The 16,017-nt window shown below is 59.0% G+C and carries 15 protein-coding genes; 7 read left to right on the plus strand and 8 right to left on the minus strand.

All coding sequences use genetic code 11. The annotated features are described in order from the left end of the window. Nucleotides 1-9 precede the first annotated feature (9 nt). Nucleotides 10-1,281, minus strand: coding sequence for an outer membrane beta-barrel protein (locus SH664x_RS14640; protein WP_437202126.1), 1,272 nt, complete (start codon nt 1,279-1,281; stop codon nt 10-12). Nucleotides 1,282-1,665: 384 nt separating this feature from the next. Here SH664x_RS14640 and SH664x_RS14645 point away from each other — a divergent pair, with 384 nt between their 5' ends. The 4 genes from SH664x_RS14645 (at nt 1,666) to SH664x_RS14660 (ending at nt 6,842) form a co-directional block, all read left to right on the plus strand. After that, nucleotides 1,666-3,228 carry a multiheme c-type cytochrome gene (locus SH664x_RS14645; RefSeq protein WP_437202128.1) on the plus strand — a complete coding sequence of 521 codons (1,563 nt, stop codon included), beginning with the start codon at nt 1,666-1,668 and terminating at the stop codon, nt 3,226-3,228. A 302-nt stretch (nt 3,229-3,530) separates the two neighbouring features. Further along, the gene (locus SH664x_RS14650) at nt 3,531-4,706 is read left to right on the plus strand and encodes an LptF/LptG family permease (protein ID WP_437202130.1); all 1,176 of its coding nucleotides are present in this window, start codon (nt 3,531-3,533) and stop codon (nt 4,704-4,706) included. 266 nt (nt 4,707-4,972) lie between these two features. Then, entirely contained in the window at nt 4,973-5,302 is a 330-nt protein-coding gene (trxA, locus tag SH664x_RS14655) for a thioredoxin (RefSeq protein ID WP_437202132.1), read from the plus strand. A 421-nt stretch (nt 5,303-5,723) separates the two neighbouring features. Next, nucleotides 5,724-6,842, plus strand: a complete 1,119-nt coding sequence (locus SH664x_RS14660; RefSeq protein ID WP_437202134.1) for a hypothetical protein — start codon at nt 5,724-5,726, stop codon at nt 6,840-6,842. A gap of 93 nt (nt 6,843-6,935) precedes the next feature. Here SH664x_RS14660 and SH664x_RS14665 read toward each other — a convergent pair whose 3' ends face one another. Next, nucleotides 6,936-7,991: a prenyltransferase/squalene oxidase repeat-containing protein gene (locus SH664x_RS14665; RefSeq protein WP_437202136.1), complete on the minus strand. Its 1,056-nt coding sequence runs from the start codon at nt 7,989-7,991 to the stop codon at nt 6,936-6,938. A 140-nt stretch (nt 7,992-8,131) separates the two neighbouring features. On the opposite strand from SH664x_RS14665, the gene SH664x_RS14670 reads away from it, so the two are divergent. After that, on the plus strand, nt 8,132-8,632 hold the full coding sequence (locus SH664x_RS14670) for an MEKHLA domain-containing protein (RefSeq protein ID WP_437202137.1): 501 nt from the start codon (nt 8,132-8,134) through the stop codon (nt 8,630-8,632). Nucleotides 8,633-8,670: 38 nt separating this feature from the next. Here SH664x_RS14670 and SH664x_RS14675 read toward each other — a convergent pair whose 3' ends face one another. The 4 genes from SH664x_RS14675 to SH664x_RS14690 all read right to left on the minus strand — a co-directional run bounded on the left by SH664x_RS14675 (nt 8,671) and on the right by SH664x_RS14690 (nt 11,653). Continuing rightward, nucleotides 8,671-9,306, minus strand: coding sequence for an alpha/beta fold hydrolase (locus tag SH664x_RS14675; protein WP_437202138.1), 636 nt, complete (start codon nt 9,304-9,306; stop codon nt 8,671-8,673). Nucleotides 9,307-9,376: 70 nt separating this feature from the next. After that, a complete protein-coding gene (gene miaA / locus SH664x_RS14680; protein WP_437202141.1) occupies nt 9,377-10,336 on the minus strand; it encodes a tRNA (adenosine(37)-N6)-dimethylallyltransferase MiaA in 960 nt (319 codons plus the stop codon). Between the two features lie 509 nt (nt 10,337-10,845). Further along, nucleotides 10,846-11,064 carry a hypothetical protein gene (locus tag SH664x_RS14685; RefSeq protein WP_437202143.1) on the minus strand — a complete coding sequence of 73 codons (219 nt, stop codon included), beginning with the start codon at nt 11,062-11,064 and terminating at the stop codon, nt 10,846-10,848. 190 nt (nt 11,065-11,254) lie between these two features. Further along, nucleotides 11,255-11,653, minus strand: a complete 399-nt coding sequence (locus SH664x_RS14690; RefSeq protein ID WP_437202145.1) for an HU family DNA-binding protein — start codon at nt 11,651-11,653, stop codon at nt 11,255-11,257. A gap of 564 nt (nt 11,654-12,217) precedes the next feature. Here SH664x_RS14690 and SH664x_RS14695 point away from each other — a divergent pair. Further along, the gene (locus SH664x_RS14695) at nt 12,218-12,685 is read left to right on the plus strand and encodes a DinB family protein (RefSeq protein WP_437202148.1); all 468 of its coding nucleotides are present in this window, start codon (nt 12,218-12,220) and stop codon (nt 12,683-12,685) included. A gap of 100 nt (nt 12,686-12,785) precedes the next feature. Here the strand turns inward: SH664x_RS14695 and SH664x_RS14700 are convergent, their stop codons facing one another. Continuing rightward, entirely contained in the window at nt 12,786-13,697 is a 912-nt protein-coding gene (locus tag SH664x_RS14700) for a response regulator (protein WP_437202150.1), read from the minus strand. Between the two features lie 277 nt (nt 13,698-13,974). Further along, nucleotides 13,975-14,496: an Hsp20/alpha crystallin family protein gene (locus SH664x_RS14705; protein ID WP_437202153.1), complete on the minus strand. Its 522-nt coding sequence runs from the start codon at nt 14,494-14,496 to the stop codon at nt 13,975-13,977. 280 nt (nt 14,497-14,776) lie between these two features. Between SH664x_RS14705 and SH664x_RS14710 the strand changes: the two genes are divergently transcribed. Then, nucleotides 14,777-15,967 carry a pyridoxal phosphate-dependent aminotransferase gene (locus SH664x_RS14710; protein ID WP_437202155.1) on the plus strand — a complete coding sequence of 397 codons (1,191 nt, stop codon included), beginning with the start codon at nt 14,777-14,779 and terminating at the stop codon, nt 15,965-15,967. Nucleotides 15,968-16,017 lie beyond the last annotated feature (50 nt).

Genomic DNA, 16,017 nt, shown 5'->3' on the forward strand with positions numbered 1-16,017 from the left:
GCAGCCGTCTTAGAACGTGTAGATCGCGTCCATCCCGAAGATGAACTGGTTCTGATACACGCTCGGCGGAGCCACAGCGCTGGTCACGTAAGGAACGCCCCCCGGTGCCCAGTTGTAGCGGACTTCAGGCCGGATGCGGAGATTGGCGATCGGCATGAAGTTCACACCGTAAGCCATTTCATACAGGGAATCGCCATCGGCTTTCCACCATTCGACGCGGGCTCCGGCTTTCGCCCAATCATTGAAGGTGTAGAACAGATACTGGTTCACACCGACGGTGTCGTAGTGTTCGTTGTCAATCGAGTTGGGCGAGTTGCCGACGCTGTTCACGTCGCTCTGGAAGACGTATTCCCACTTGTCGTTGATGACATAGTCCGCCACGATACTGTGGGTGTAGCCTTCACCGATCCAGCCCAGGTTGCCGAAGGTGCAGATGTAGGTCACAGCCAGATCGTCAGTCACAGCATAGCTGGCACCGCCGAGGAAGCTGCTGCCTCCATTGAGCTGTTCGAAGCCGGTATCCCATCCCAGCGTCCATCCCCCGTACAACGTCAGCTTGTCGTTGGCTTTATAGGTTGCCAGGGCACCCGTGTGGGTGAACGCTTCGCTGAAGTTGAAGGTGTAAGGAATGCTGTAGAAGAAGTTACCGGTTGCCGGCACGACCTGATAACCGAGCAGCGTGTAGAAGTGACCGACCTTCACCGACAGGTCGCCGTAAGCCACTTCCCCGTACAGCTGCGGCATGGCCCAGCCATACACCCCGTGATCCCAGCCGTTCAGATAGTCGAACGTTCCGGCGGGGTTACCGAACGACTGTGTGTTCGGAGCATCGGTACCGTACATCAGATCGACACGACCCCCGAAGCCGACACCGTTGCTGCCGTCAGCAACTTTTTCGGCGTACAGGTTCATCTGATTCAGCTGCAGGTGGTGCGGGTATGTCCAGAACACCCCGTCGTTCGCTGTGGTGAAACCGGCAGAGAACCATCCGCCCAGATCCCAGCCAGCGTCTTCGCCAAGCAGAGAATCACTCAGGTCGAATTTCGGAACGTCGAACAGATACACAGGATCAGCACCGGCAGCGTCACAGCCTCCCAAATCACAGGAGAGATCGCAGACCGGGGCGTCATGGTTGATCTGCTGGATCAGTGAGGTCTCGGAACTTCCGAGGATTGCTTCCGCCTGACTGACAAACTGATTTTCCTGGGCAAACGCCGTCGACGACGCCCCCAGCGCGACTGCCAAGCTCAGCAGCCATTCTCTCGTCTTGAGTTTACGCATCTTAGTCCACTCCTGGAACATTTTTTGAGATGACGGGAGCACTCCGCATCTCAATCGCCGACAGTCGTTCCTTCCTCCAGAAGTCAAAAGCGAGTGGGGCGTAGAGACGCCAGGTAGCCCGAACGGCAGAATCTGCCGTAATCACTTTCTTCCGCTTCTTGAGCGCAGTTGCAGGAACCAGTTCAGACCTGCAGATCGACACAGCGGGCACAGACAGATTGAGATTTCGCTGCAGGACGATTCAACACCCCCAATCGTTATAACCGGCCCTTCGGGGTTTTCAGCGGGGGCCAGTCCTCTTAAGATGGGGAATGACTGGCGGTTCGGTGGACGGATCCGGGTCACCAGACCGCAGTCGGCTCAACATCTGAACGGAGTTTGTGGATGAGTTCAGCTTCTCTGCGCTGGCCGGCGCGCCCCGTGTGGGGCAGCATGGTCTTTATTCTGGCAGTCGCGGTTGCAGCTTTTGTGCTGGTCCCGCGGTCAGGGTCGTCCCAGGGTGGCCCGGCAGCGTCGACGCAAACGACAGGCACGACATTGCTCGCAGACTGGGTGAATCCGGTCGCAGCTCTCGTCTTCACTGGTGACGTCCACGGCTACCTCGAACCGTGCGGCTGTTCCGAACGGCAATCGGGAGGCTTTGCCCGACGAGCCGACCTGATCCGCCAGCTGCGCGAAGTTCGCCAGATTCCGACGGTGGCTTTCGATGTCGGGGGCTCCCTGAATGACTCCCGCATCAGCTATCCCCAGACGAAGTACAAATTCGCCGCCATGCTCAAAGGGCTGAACGAGATGGGGGCGAAAGGGATCGCGCTCGGCAAGGAAGAACTGATGCTGGGGGCTCCTGAACTCTTTACCCAGCACGCCAACAGCTCCGCCGAAAACAAATTCGATGTCCCCTTCCTGGGGGCGAATACCACTCTCTTCGGGACACCGTCTGAAGCGCTGGGAACTCCGACTCCCACCCGTATCATCCAGGTCGGACCGGCCCGGATCGGAGTGGTGGCGATTGCCGGCAATACCGTCCGGCGAGAGTTGCAGGCAGCGGGTGTCCTGAACAATCCGACCGAACTGCAGGTCGACGAGCCGGCACCTGTCCTGGCGGCGGCGATTCAAAAATTGACGGCCGAAAAGCCCGACTATCTGGTTCTCCTCTCCCATGCCGAGATGGAGGAATCGAAGCAGCTCGCGCAGGCTTTTCCCCAGTTCCAGATTGTGGTGACATCAGGAAGCGCTGAAGACCCGCGTCCGGAACCGGTCTACATCGGGAAAACCATGCTGGTGCAGGTCGGCAAAAAAGGCAAGAACGCAGCGGTCGTTGGCATTTTCCCCGACCGAAAGCTGCGGTACGCACTGCTCGAGCTGGACATGGATCGCTTCCAGAATCACCCGCAGATGGTGGCTCTGATGGAGCACTACCAGAATCAGCTGAAGGAAGCCTGGCCGGAGCTGTCTGCCCAGGAAATTCCGGATCCGGCGACCGGGACTTTTGTCGGAGTTGAGGCCTGCAAGAGCTGTCATGAAGGGGCCTACGACGTCTGGAAAGACTCCAATCATGCACTCGCCTACGAGCATCTGATCACCGGCCGCAAAGGGCAAAAGGAATACATTCCGCGGATTTACGATCCTGAATGCCTCTGCTGCCACACGACCGGATGGGATCCGCAGCGGGCACTCCGCCACGCCAGCGGTTTCATCGACATGGAGCGGACCCCGCTCCTCGCAGGGCAGCAATGCGAAAACTGCCACGGTCCCGGTTCCAATCACGTCAATCTCGAAAAGGGACTCGCCACTGGGGCCTTGCCGACACCCGAAGTACTCGCGGCCCGAAAAGCAATGCACCTCGATCTGGAGACGGCCAAGAACAAGACCTGCACCGGCTGTCACGACCTCGACAACAGCCCGAAGTTCGAATTTGACCACTATTGGAACGAGATTGCCCACTAGTCAGTTCGGGCAGTCCTTCTGAATGAATGTAGAAAGCTGCTCCCGGTGGCGGGGGATGGTTCGGCGGGGGACATCAGCCGCGGACACGGTTCTGTCGTCGCCACCGATACCATCTCCGGAAGGGCGGGGGAGGGACGAACGTTGCTTTCGCCCGAAACCTTAACGGGCGTTGCGTAAACAGCTTCCGGTGCCACGCTTTACGTGGTCTGGTCTTGACCAGATTCCCGGATCAGGGCTATAGAAGCGGTCCGGCAGACCACGGATGGGTCAGCCCAGTTTCTGCGAGGGAGCGCCGCAGTCCGATGTTCTCACTGTTGCAGCGATACATCTTCGGTGAGGTGCTGCGCGTTTTTCTCTTCGTGCTCGGCTGCATTACCACACTGCTGATGTTTGTCGGGGTCTTCCAGCAGGCGACCGATCGAGGGCTCGATGCCCTCAATGCACTGAAGATCCTGCCGTATGTGATCCCGACGATGCTCCCGTTCACGATTCCCTCGTCACTGTTGCTGACGGTCAGCGTGGTGTACGGACGACTATCGGGCGATCAGGAAGTGACCGCCGCGAAAACAGCCGGAATTCACCCGGTTTCACTGATGTGGCCTGCATTCATTCTCGGTGCCGTTCTCAGCGTCAGCTGCGTGGTTCTTGTGGACCGGGTGATTCCCTGGTCGATTGGCCGCATCGAACAGTTCGGGGTGTCGGTGATTGAAGACATCTTTCTGAAACGTCTGGAAACGGAGCTGCAGTTCAGTGCCCCCCAGTTCGGGCTGAATGTCACCGTCGCCGGCATGGAAGGGAAAGAGTTGCTGCACCCGGTGTTCCGCTATTCGAAGGAGAAGCGGACATTCGTGATGACGGCCCAACGGGCGATTGTGGATTTTGATCTCGTGAATCAGCAGGCGGTCATTCTGGCGAAGGATGTCCTGCTGGAGATGCCGGGAGACCAGTCCTGCTACATCCCGTTGGCACGTGAGCCGATTCGCTGGGATCGGGACACCGACATCAAAAAGCCCCGGAACCTGGCGATTGTGGAAATCGATGAAGAGATGAAAAATCTGGCCCGTCAGCGGGTCAAAAATGAGCAGCGCCGCCTGCTCAAGGCGAGCTTTGCGCTGAGCATGGCCGATTTTCCAAATCTTGCCAAAACAGTCGCTGCCGAGAAAACAAACATCAAGACGGAACGGAATCGCATGTTCCGTCTGAACACCGAAAAACATTTCCGCTACGCTCTCTCGTGCAGCTGCTTTTTCTTCTCGCTACTCGGAACGCCGTTTTCCATGCGATTTGGAAAAAGCCAGTATTTCACGAGCTTCCTGATGTGTTTTGTGCCGATTGTTTGCGGGTACTACCCGTTGATGATGGGGCTCGTCATGCAGGCCAAGAAGGGGCATGTGGAGCCGGAATGGTCGATGTGGGTCGCCAACGGCGCACTGGCGGTCTGTGCGTGGCTGGTGATGAAGCGGGTCATCCGCTACTGAAAATCGAATCCCGGAATGTCCACCGTCTCCCACAAGGCGCGGTAAACTCTTTTACAATTAGTGGTTACGCCACACGAGAGATTGCCAAGAACATTGACACCCCTTATGCCGGGCCTATAATTTCGCGTTCCCGGTAACTGTTTATCCATGAGCTTGCCCAACTCCCGAACGCCACCACTCCCTCAGGCACTGACCGCGGCGGTGCAACCTGGTGGGCGACGCGTCCTGGGCCGGCGACATTCAAAGATGTTTGAGGAGTTCGAGTGATGGCAGGGAATCTTCAAGAGTTCAAAGACGGGACCTTTCAAGAAGAAGTTCTTTCGAGTAGCCAGCCCGTGCTGGTCGACTTCTGGGCTCCGTGGTGCGGTCCCTGCAAAATGCTGACGCCGACGATCGAAGCGCTGGCAGAGAAATACGCCGGTAAGGTCAAGGTCGGCAAACTCAACACCGACGACAATCGCCAGTCCGCCATTAACTACCAGATCAACAGCATCCCCACGCTCATTGTCTTCAAGGGTGGACAGCCGGTCGGCCGCATCCTCGGCCTGCAGTCGCAGGAGAAGATTGCCGAACTGCTCGACAAACACGTCGGCTAGAGCAAGTTGCTCTTTCCAGTGCCCGCGCAGCAAGCGCGGGGACAGAGAAGCTTCGCCTGCTCGAATGCCTTGCGGGAAAGGGCAGCGACCTGCCAGGGACACCCCCTGACTGAGCGCTGTCCGATCCGCCGTCAGAACGTCAAACGTCTGAGATCCGCCTCCGATTCCGGATGCCTACAATCCTCGAGAAGCCGGCGTTTCGTTCGCTGAACCGCCGGCTTCGTCGGGATCGCGTGTCGCTCTGATTCCTCTGCAGACTCGAGCGGGAGAAGCGGAGAGACACGCTGTCCGAGCGCGGGCTGGAAGCAGTGGCCCTGCGTTTCCTCAGGGAGTGTTGACCGCATTTGGCGACGATGATTCGTTGTGATTTCACTGTCGCGATTCCAGCTGGAATCGGGCAGCTGGGGAAGGAGTCCCCACCATGAATCCCATGCACCCGCCGTTGCCGACACCCGAGCCGGAAGAAGATCGACTGGCACAGGCCGGCCGCATTCTTCTGCATCTGCAGCAGCAACTGGCAGAGCTGGACCGCCGCGAGCAGGATTGCCAGCACCAGCTGGGAGAACTGATCCAGCGGGAAAAACTCTTTCAACGGACGCGCGCGGTAACCGAAAAGCGGCTCGCGGAGGGTCAACGCGAACTCGACGAGCGGACACGCGTCATTCTCGAAGCCGAATCGCTCCTGAATGCGCGGGCGGAACACCTGCAGCAGCGGGAACAGGAAGTCCAGAATCAGTTCGATCAACTGCAGCGGGACAGGGAAACTTTTCGCCAAACACAGCTGGAGCAGTCGGCAGCGCGGGAGGCACAGCTGGCGGCAGAACGGGATCAGTTGCTGGTGCTGCGGGGTCAGCAGGCCGAGATTCCGGTCGATCAACGTCAGGCAGACGAGGTCTGGCTGGCACAACGGCAACAGGAGCGTGAAGAGTTTCAGCTGGAACTTGCCGAACTGCGGAGGGAAAAACTCTCCAGCCTGGATCAGCGGGAGCGGGAACTTGAGCGCAGGGAAATCGACAGCCGCAAGCGGTTCCGGTTCCACGAGGCCCATCTCGATAAAATGCGCATCGAGCTGGCCACGCGTCGAGCGGAGATGGAGCGGGAACGTCAGCAGCACCGGGTCTGGATTAATCAGGTTGATGAATCACTCCGCCTCCGACTGGCTCAATTGCAGCGATTCCGCAGTCTGCTCGATGAACGGGAAACGCTGCTTGTCCAAGAACAGCAATCGCTGCATAAACAGCTGAACGAGAACGAAAGCCGTCTCTCCGCTGATCGCGCACTACTGCAAAGAGAGCGACACCAGTGGCTGCAGCTTTGCGATCAGCAGTTGCCCGCGGGAGAAGCCCGCGACCTGTTGCTGCTGCTGCACGCAAGTCAGACGGAATTCGCACAACGTCTCGATGATCTGACAGCGCTGGAAGAAAACTGGAGGCAGAAGCGGGAGGCCTGGCGGCTCGAACAGGAGCAGGCCGAGCAGCGGTTGCAGCACTTGTTCTCTGAGTTACAGCGGAACATTTCGCATTCGGAGCGGGCCGCTTAAGACTCGGTCCGCAAGGAATTCACCCGCCCACGCTTCATGCTCCGCATCACCGTTCTCGGGTCACCGTGATCTGGTGGAGGGACGATTCACTGTTCATCGCTGATAGATCGGCAGATAGCGGTAATCGACTGCGAGTCCCAGAACCGCCAGACTCGTGGCGTACGCCCGTCCCGCGATGCGCTCGTTCCCATGCTCCGGCGTCCATCCCCCATCTTCCTTCTGAATCGGCAGCAGGGCCTGCGCGAGTTCCCGGCGCGAGCGCTCCGCGAAATCTCCTCCCATCTTGAAGAGACCGACTCCGGTGTAATAGACGCCATAGAAAAAGAATGCCGATTCGCGATTCAGCGGATGCACGACCAACCATTCCGCAGCGTCCAGTGATTCCTGCGAATGATGATCTCCACAGACTTCCAGACAGGTAATGCCGGTGCCGGTCATGGTCGGTGTCGCTCCATTGCCGGGCTGATAGCCAAATCCCGAATTCTTGTTGACGGCACAACGCTTCACATAGGCGATCGCTTCATCGATCGATTCGGCCGGCACATCACAGCCAATATCCTTGGCGGCACGCAAGGCAAGCACCTGCCAGCCAGTCACACTCAGATCACTGTCTCGACTGTCGATCTGATAGCGCCAGCCCCCGCGATGCCGTTCAAATTTCTGCACTGCCTGCGCCTCGAGAATGAGCAGGACCGCTTTCTCCAGTCCCTCTTTGACCGCCGGGGCATCAGCACTGTTCATCATGCCCATGACTTCCGCCAGCATGAGCGTGCAGATCCCGTGGTTATACATCGGCCCGTGGCTGAGATCGTCACCCATCAACAGGCCAGAGGGCTGCTGCTGACTGAGGACCCAGCGAATTCCCCGGTTGATCTGCTCGCCATATGGCCCCTCGCCGGGAGTGTGTCCCGCAGCGAGATAAGCCATGACCGCCAATGCCGTAATCGCGGTCGAGTCGCCCCAGCCTTCCGTGCGCCAGCAGCCGCTCGGTTGCTGTTCCTGCGAAAGAAAGGCGAGGGCCCTCACAATGGCTGCGTCGACCGTCTCCGGGCTGATTTCCTGAGCCTGCACCCGCTGTTCGGGCACCGGCAGTCGACCGCCGACGGTCATCAGCAAGACGCACAGACCAATTGTGAAGCGGCGAAACATGTCAGCGTGAACTCCCGGAGAACTCCTGCAGTTTAAGATGATGGCCTCTTTCTTGTCACGGTGTCAGCGCAGACGTCCCCGGAACTTGCAGGGGAGGGGAGTGGCTTGCCGATCCCGTTTGACGTGATAAGTTGGCAGGCATGTCATCCCACCCGAGTGACCAACCGATCCTGTCGACCCCTGCCTGGATTGAGCTGAGCCAGTTGCTGCTCGATTCCTATGCCCGCTGGCTGGGACGGGAACTGATTCCCCGACGGGGGACTTCAGCCGAGCAGGCCGACAGGCTGTTCCACGCGCCCTTCGTTGTCGTCTCTCATGGCACGCAGGCCGATCCGGTGTTTCACTACGGCAACCAGGCTGCGCTGAACCTGTGGGAACTTGATTTGCCCTCGCTGCTGACCATGCCTTCGCGGCTCACTGCGGAACCGGTCCACCGCGATGAACGGGCCCGGCTGCTGGAACGGACAACCCGCGATGGTTATGTCGATGACTATTCCGGCATCCGCATCAGTCGCAGCGGTCGACGCTTTCGGATCAACCAGGCGATCATCTGGAATCTGGTCGACTTATCGGGAACGTACCGCGGACAGGCAGCCACGTTCTCGGACTGGACTCCGCTCGCGGCTGCGGAGGGGACCTGAACCGTTGCTGCATCAGCTGCAAGTGGTCGGGTAGTGGATTACGGAGTCGTGGGCCACAGCTCGAACAGAAACGATTCGATGGCCCGCACCGCGTTCTTCCGGTTCTGTTCGTAATTGCGGTCGCTCCCCCGGCTCAACTCGAGACTGTGATCCCCCTCGGGAACCCAGTGAATCCGGATCGAGGGACTGAGAGTGAAACTCTCGACCTCTTCGCGTGTGCCGAACGGATCGCGCTCTCCCTGGACGATCAGTACCCGCTTTTCAATCGTCTGCAGGTGTTCGATTCGCAGTTTGTCGGGACGCCCCGAGGGATGAAACGGATAGCCCAGACAGACGACGCCATCCGCTGCACATTCGTCGGCAATCAGAGTCGCCATGCGGCCCCCCATTGACTTGCCGCCGATGGCGAAGCGTTCCGCGCCGACCTGCTTGATGACGTCTCTCCAGGTCTGCAGCAGGACATCCTCCTTGTCGGGGGGACGTCGACGACCGGTGGTCGAGCGCTGAACCATGTAAGGGAAATCGAAACGAACGACTCGATGCCGCTGTTCGGCAAGCTTTTCCGCAAAATATGTGAGAAAGGCCGAGTCAGAACTTTCCCCCGCACCGTGGGTCAGGATGACACAGGTCTTGGCTTTTTTGGGACCGAGAATCTGGATGTTGTGGGGAGGCATGTCGTCGTGTGAGTTGGCGGCCAGCGGGGAATTGACCCCCGGCAATTTTCGTGATGTCTCGCGGATCGTATCAGAACGGACGACGTGCGGCTGCCAGCTCCTGAATTCGAAGGCTGATCATGTCGGCCGTTTCCGATCCGGAGATCTTCAATTCGGTACATTCTTCCAGATTGCGGAACCATGTATGCTGCCGTTTGGCAAACTGGCGGGTGCGGGTCTGGATCAGCTCGATCAGCTCCTGCCGGGAGGAGCCGGGGGAACGGAGCCAGTCCACCACTTCCCGATACCCCAGCGCCTGCTGAGCAGAATGACTGAGCGGCAATGGGGCCTTGAGCAGCGTTTCGACTTCTTCGATCAGCCCCTGCTCAAACATCTGTTCCACGCGACGGTCAATCCGTCGGTACAGGGTCTCTCTCTCCGGGTGCAGCCAGACCACAACGGCAGGTCGTTCGGAGTCGGGGAGGGGCCCCTGTTGCAGCAGGGAGGAAGGGGGAGTTCCCGTCTGGCGGTAAATCTCCAGAGCCCGGATCAATCGTCGTTGATCATTTGGATGCAGTCGCGCGGCCGTGACGGGGTCCACTGCCTGCAGCTGCTGCCATAGCCAGTGAGGGGGGGCCTGCTCCGCTTCGCTTTCGAGTTGTCGACGAAATTCCTGATCGGCGGAGGGCCCTTCAAACAGCCCTCGCAGCAGCGACCGGAGGTAAAGTCCGGTCCCCCCGACAAACAACGGAATCCGGCCCCGGTCAACAATCCCTTGTGCACTTTCCAGAGCGGCTGTGAAAAAAGCGGCGGTGGAGAAATCGACGTGCGGGTCGACAAGGTCGATCAGGTGATGCGGACAGCGCTCCTGTTCTTGTCGTGAGGGTTTGGCGGTGCCGATGTCCATTCCCCGGTAAACGGCCATCGAATCCAGTGAGAGGATTTCCGCTCCGATCTGTTCGGCAAGCCTCAGCGAGGTTTCTGTTTTCCCGACCGCGGTCGGGCCCGCGAGAAACCAGCAGCGCTGCAGCAGGGAGGAGGGAAACTTCATGAACCAGCCAGCCTGCAAATCGAAACGGAGCTCGCGGAAAGGGGAGGGGACCGACCGCGATTATAGGGTGTCGATCGCCATTCAGGCAGAGGGCCAGACGCAGTGATCCGCAGTGCCGGGCGGACGGAAACGGGATTTCTTGCGACTGTCGGCGCCTGCATGGGGACAGAGCGCATTCTGACTGTCAAGTTCCCAACCGCCACAGGGAGGCCTGGTGTTCATCAACCCGGGCGCCCGGTACGCAGGACGGGAGCGCGAGGCGTGAGCCCCCACCACATCAGCCGACGGACGCCAGCAGCAGCACATTAAAAAAAGAACCCCGATCGCATCCAGAACTGCGATCGGGGAATTTTCTTTCGGTGTCGACCCCGGCATTGGGCATGGAGGAACCGCCGGGTTCGCGTGACAAGAGCCTGTTTCTTTGGGAGCTGCCCGATCTCACCGCTTGGCGTAGTGCGTTTTCTCAAGCGAAACGAGCACGCTGCGGGAGAACAAAAGGACAGGCTGCTTCAGATCACGCCACCATGTGTCCGGTAGGGAGTGGCGGTGTCTGGCATATCCAGAAACCAGATCCGTTCCCAGATGCCGGGTATGTGGCGATAGTTTTCTGACTGATAAATCAATTGGCGGACGCGGTCATCGGGAGTGGCGCTCCAGATAGGCACCACGCATCCGGATTGGGTGCTCAACGTGGCAGTCAGGGCGATGAGCAGGAACAGCTTCCGCATCGGTTTCCTCCATGAATCCGAGATCGGCCGGGCCGGATCGGTCGGTCGATTTTTGTCGCAGCCACCCTCCAGAGCGGCACGACTCCATGTCTTGTTTCCTGTTCGAAATCACCGGCGGCTGACACCTGCGAGGGGGTTCCTGCGGGTGGGCCGCTCCGGGAAGTCGAATTTCGTGGGATCGCAAGCTGGATTACGGATGAGCAGGATATGGTGCCGAGGGCGTCGGAGTGCTCGGAATTGGCGATGAAGAAACCGGAGGAGCCACGGGTGCAGGTTCGGCAGCACCAGCTGCCTTGCGGGCAGCCTCTTCCTGCAACTGCAGGACACGCTCTTCCATCTCTTTGCCAGGTTTGAAGGTCACAACGAATTTTTCTGGAACATCCACCCGTTCGCCCGAGCGAGGGTTCCGCGCCTTGCGGGCGGCTCGCTTCTTGACTTCAAACACACCGAAATTACGGAGTTCGATGCGCTCTTCAGTCACGAGGGTATCGATGATCGCTTCAAACGTCTTCTGAACGATTTCCTTCGTCTTCAGCTGGGTCAGTCCACACTCTTCCGAAATTGTCTTGACGATTTCTTTTTTGGTCACGACTGGCCACTCCCGGCGATTTCGATGACGGTCAGATTGCTGTTCCTGAAGGAATCAGGTGGACTCAACTGTAAATGCAACAGCAACTTACTGTCAAGCAGCCGGGAAGGGCTGCCGGGCTCTCTCCCTAATGTTTCCGTCAGAGAAAGGAACACAAACCTCTCATCGTCATTTCACAGCCGCTAAATCAATGCAAATCGCAAAAATCGTCAAACCCTGCCCGATTTGCCCCTTCTCGGCCGCATGGGGGTTCCAGACGCAGGCAGTTCGAGGCCGTGCCAACCGGCAAATTCTGCCGTTGCGTGCTAGTCACACCCCTGAAAGAAGTTGCGCACTGCAACAAAATTGTTTTTCAGCACCCAGGTAGGCAACTGATCACGTCGTCCAAGCGGGTCAACGGAACGAAATCGCCGCATTCTGCACCAGGTGAACCACGGTGCCCGACGACGCGTCATCTGGTCATCATGCCGCTGTCGACGTGGATTCTGCACCCCGGAAGTGCCGAATTCAGTGCGGTTGCAGACTTTTGGCCCCGAATCCACATTTCAACCTGAAGGGTTTCGCATGTCTCTTTCCAATCTGATTGATCAATATCTGGCTGGCCCGGCACAACTTCGGACAGCAGTGCAGGGGATCACCGCAGATCAGATGGCGGCCGCTCCCGTTCCCGGACGCTGGTCAACGCAGCAGCTGATCTGCCATCTGTCAGATTTTGAACTGGTCAACGCCGATCGCATGAAGCGAATCCTCGCGGAAGAGCAGCCCCTGTTTTTTTCGGGAGATCCGGACCTGTTCGCTGCCAGCCTCGCGTACGACCTGCGCAACGTGGAAGAGGAACTGGTGTTAATCGAAGTTGTCCGCTCGCACATGGGACGGATCCTCAAGTCGCTGCCCCCAGCCGCCTTCGAGCGAGTCGGCCGTCACAGCGAGGAAGGGCTGCTGACCTTGAGGGACCTCGTGGAACGCATCACCCGCCACATTCCGCATCACCTTCCCTACATTCAGGAGAAGCGGCAGGCGCTGGGGATTTAACAGCAGGTTGGTCTTTCCAGTCCCGGCGCAGCAAACGTTTCGTAGGGGAAAATGCTGACATTCGTGCGGCGAGGGGAGGGCAATCAAAAGCCAGATTGCCCTAAAGAATTGTCGCACCTCGGGCTGAGCGTTTGATCATCGTCACTTCATTTCCGGTCGCGTTGTAGCTGACGTCGTCCATAAACGTCCGCATCAGGAGAACGCCACGTCCACAGGGGCGTTCCAGATTGGCCGGATCGGTCGGGTCCGGAAGTTTGGAAGGATCAAAGCCCGGCCCCTCATCGCGAACGATATACGTCACTCCATCTTCGTTGATGGCAATGCCGACATCGATCCGTCGGAACATATAGGGAGCCAGCTGGGCCCGCTCTTTCGCCAGTTCATAGAATTTGGCGTGGTCGATTTCACGCAGCTCGCTGCTGACTTCCAGATTGCCGTGATACGCGGCATTGAGCAGTGCCTCTTCCAGTGCCACGCCGGAGCGCAGCCGATCGCTTTCGGTCAGCACTTCCATATCGCGCAGGACCCCCTGCAGGTAAGCCACCAGCGACGTCAGTACCGCGGGATCGTTGTCCAGAATGAACCGACAGGTCATCGACTCCAGGCGCTTCAGCAGCGTTTTCTGGGTACGACGCTCACCCGCCAGCGACAGCACCTGACGAACGGTGTTCACCAGCAGATCCGCCAGCTTCGTCTTCGGTACATAGCTGGCCGCCCCGAGCCGGAGCGCTTCCACCGCGATGGTTTCGCTCCCCTGTCCGGTCATCAGAATCACCGGAACCAACGGGAACTTCTGATGCACCTCGCGGACGAGCTCCAGCCCGTTCATTTCGGGCATCTGCAGGTCGGTCACAATGACGTCGGGAGGATCGAGCGCCGCCTGCTGCAACTGCTCCCACGCCTCGCGGCCATCGGCGGCGTAGTCCACTTCCCAGCCCGAGACTTTCTGCAGCAAACCTCCCGCGATTTTCCGATCCATGGAAGAATCATCGACCACGAGTATGTTCACCATATTTCTCTCGCTGCGGAGCTGCACTTCCAAGACATTCTCAACATGACTTCTCACCTGACAGGATGCAAGTGACTGTGGAAACGGTGAGGAACGGATTTCAACGAGAACCGGAGAAGCCGGTACAGGACGGAACTTCCGTTGCATTGAGTTCCGCTGTGGCAGCCATCGGCTCGCCTTTCCGAGAGCGCAGGGATGTTGAGACGATGCCGTTCAAATCCGGACACCAATCGTCCCCCGGGACAGCCGGCTCCCTGCTGTCCGCGTCCGCGCGGGGAGCTCAGCCTTGCTGGGGAGAAGTTCCCTGAATCGGAATCTTGCGGCGTTTCGACGCTTCCAGCTTGGGAAGCCGGACCTTGAGCAGTCCTTGCGACAGTGTCGCTTCAATCTTGTCCTGATCAACAGGGCAGGGGAGCCAGACCGAACGGGAGAACTGCTGCTGCCGGCGTTCGAGTCGATGATACTTCTTATCGCAGTCCTGCGGTTCGGACTCCACCTTCCGCGTGCCGCTGATCGAAAGATGATTCTCCGCCAGATCGATGCTGATCTCCTCGGGCTGGTAACCGGGAACGTCGGCGGTCACTTCGACTGCTTCGGGAGTTTCCACCACATCGAGCCGAGGACCGGAGTCGCCGCGCCAGGCGGGGAGCGTCTCGCCGAGGAAATTCTCAAGCAGGTCATTCATCTCCTGTTTGAAGGCGTGGAACGACGTGGGAGGAAACCAGGAGCGCGCTCCACGCGGTTCACGAGGAGAAAACGAGTCGGTCATCGCAGGGACCTCGTAGAAAGTTGTTGTGGACAAACACCATCCCGATTCGATTGTACCATTCGGCAACGGGACCGGGATCAAAATTTCGCGATGTGAGGTGTTCGCACACCCGGGCAGGGGAGGGGGCCTGAGCAGCGCGTGGGGAAGGCTGCTCCCGTGGAGACACCTCCCCGAAAATCACCGGAAAACCGAGCGGATCGCTTGATTCTGGAATCGTCAGGTTCAAGAATCGCCCACTGCTGCCGGCGAACCCGCGGTCCAGGCGGTTGTCCGTCTTCCGGCTGATTTGTCATCAACCCTCATCAGGCTCACCATGCGCTTGTCTCAAATTGTCCAGAATCTGAAGCCGTCCGCGACTCTCGCTGCTGCCGCCAAGGCACGCGACCTGAAAGCCAAGGGGGTCACGGTTTACGACTTCACGACGGGCGAGCCCGATTTCATCACTCCCGAGCACATCCGTCAGGCGGCCAAGGAAGCCATGGATGCCGGGCACACGCGGTATACCCCCGCAACCGGGATCAACGAACTGAAGCAGGCTGTCGTCGCCGCTTACCAGCGGGATTACGGTCTGACTTACGATCCGGCACAGGTCGTGATTTCCAACGGGGCCAAGCACTCGATTCACAACGTGCTGACCGCTCTCTGCGGCCCGGGCGATGAAGTCATCATTCCGACGCCGTACTGGGTCAGCTACAGCGCACTCGTGGAACTGACCGGCGCGGTGCCGGTCCTGGTCGAAACGACTGCCGAATCCGGATTCTGTCTGACAGCAGAGCAGTTCGAAGCAGCCATTACCGATCGCACGCGACTGCTGATGCTCAATAACCCCTGCAATCCGACCGGGGCAGCGTATCCTCCACAGGTGCTGGAGGCTCTGGCGAAAGTGGCAGTGGCGCGGCAGATTCCTGTGCTCTCCGACGAGATTTACGAAAAGCTGATCTATCGGGGCTCGGAGTTCCGCTCGTTCGCCTCCTTCGGCCCGGAAGTGCAGGCCCTGACGATCACCGTCAGCGGTGTGAGCAAGGCCTACGCCATGACCGGCTGGCGCATCGGCTGGTCGATCGCTCCCCTCGCTGTGACCAAGGCGATCAACAACCTGCAAAGCCAGGAGACGTCGAACCCCTGCAGCGTCAGCCAGTACGCTGCAGTCGCCGCACTGAACGGTTCGCAGGACTGCGTGCAGGAAATGCTGACCGAGTTCGCCAAGCGTCGCGATTATGTCGCCGGACGGGTCAGCCAGATTCCGGGAATCACGTTTCCGGAGCCGGGCGGAGCGTTCTATCTGTTCTTCAATGTCAGCGAATACTTCAACAAGAAGCTGCCGCAGGGGAAGGTGGTCAAGGACTCCACCGAATTCTGCACAGCCGTACTCGAAGATGCACACGTGGCGCTGGTCTCCGGCGACGACTTCGGTGCTCCGGGTTACGTTCGGCTCTCGTTCGCCACCAGCATGAAAATGCTGGAAGGGGGACTCGACGCCCTGCAGAAATTCCTGCTGGGGTAATTCCCCAGGAATCTCTCTTCGCAGCATTTGAGATCGAGAGGCGCGTGGCT

It is taken from the genome of Planctomicrobium aquicomposti (assembly GCF_051466325.1).
Taxonomy (GTDB): Bacteria; Planctomycetota; Planctomycetia; order Planctomycetales; family Planctomycetaceae; genus Planctomicrobium.

Bases quoted from the DNA above. Each gene is read 5' to 3' on its own strand.
- SH664x_RS14675 (WP_437202138.1), bottom strand. From the start codon at position 9,306: ATGCCTCCCCACAACATCCAGATTCTCGGTCCCAAAAAAGCCAAGACC.
- SH664x_RS14650 (WP_437202130.1), top strand. From the start codon at position 3,531: ATGTTCTCACTGTTGCAGCGATACATCTTCGGTGAGGTGCTGCGCGTT.
- SH664x_RS14685 (WP_437202143.1), bottom strand. From the start codon at position 11,064: ATGCGGAAGCTGTTCCTGCTCATCGCCCTGACTGCCACGTTGAGCACC.
- miaA (WP_437202141.1), bottom strand. From the start codon at position 10,336: ATGAAGTTTCCCTCCTCCCTGCTGCAGCGCTGCTGGTTTCTCGCGGGC.
- SH664x_RS14660 (WP_437202134.1), top strand. From the start codon at position 5,724: ATGAATCCCATGCACCCGCCGTTGCCGACACCCGAGCCGGAAGAAGAT.
- SH664x_RS14695 (WP_437202148.1), top strand. From the start codon at position 12,218: ATGTCTCTTTCCAATCTGATTGATCAATATCTGGCTGGCCCGGCACAA.
- SH664x_RS14640 (WP_437202126.1), bottom strand. From the start codon at position 1,281: ATGCGTAAACTCAAGACGAGAGAATGGCTGCTGAGCTTGGCAGTCGCG.
- SH664x_RS14710 (WP_437202155.1), top strand. From the start codon at position 14,777: ATGCGCTTGTCTCAAATTGTCCAGAATCTGAAGCCGTCCGCGACTCTC.
- SH664x_RS14700 (WP_437202150.1), bottom strand. From the start codon at position 13,697: ATGGTGAACATACTCGTGGTCGATGATTCTTCCATGGATCGGAAAATC.
- SH664x_RS14645 (WP_437202128.1), top strand. From the start codon at position 1,666: ATGAGTTCAGCTTCTCTGCGCTGGCCGGCGCGCCCCGTGTGGGGCAGC.
- SH664x_RS14665 (WP_437202136.1), bottom strand. From the start codon at position 7,991: ATGTTTCGCCGCTTCACAATTGGTCTGTGCGTCTTGCTGATGACCGTC.
- SH664x_RS14670 (WP_437202137.1), top strand. From the start codon at position 8,132: ATGTCATCCCACCCGAGTGACCAACCGATCCTGTCGACCCCTGCCTGG.
- trxA (WP_437202132.1), top strand. From the start codon at position 4,973: ATGGCAGGGAATCTTCAAGAGTTCAAAGACGGGACCTTTCAAGAAGAA.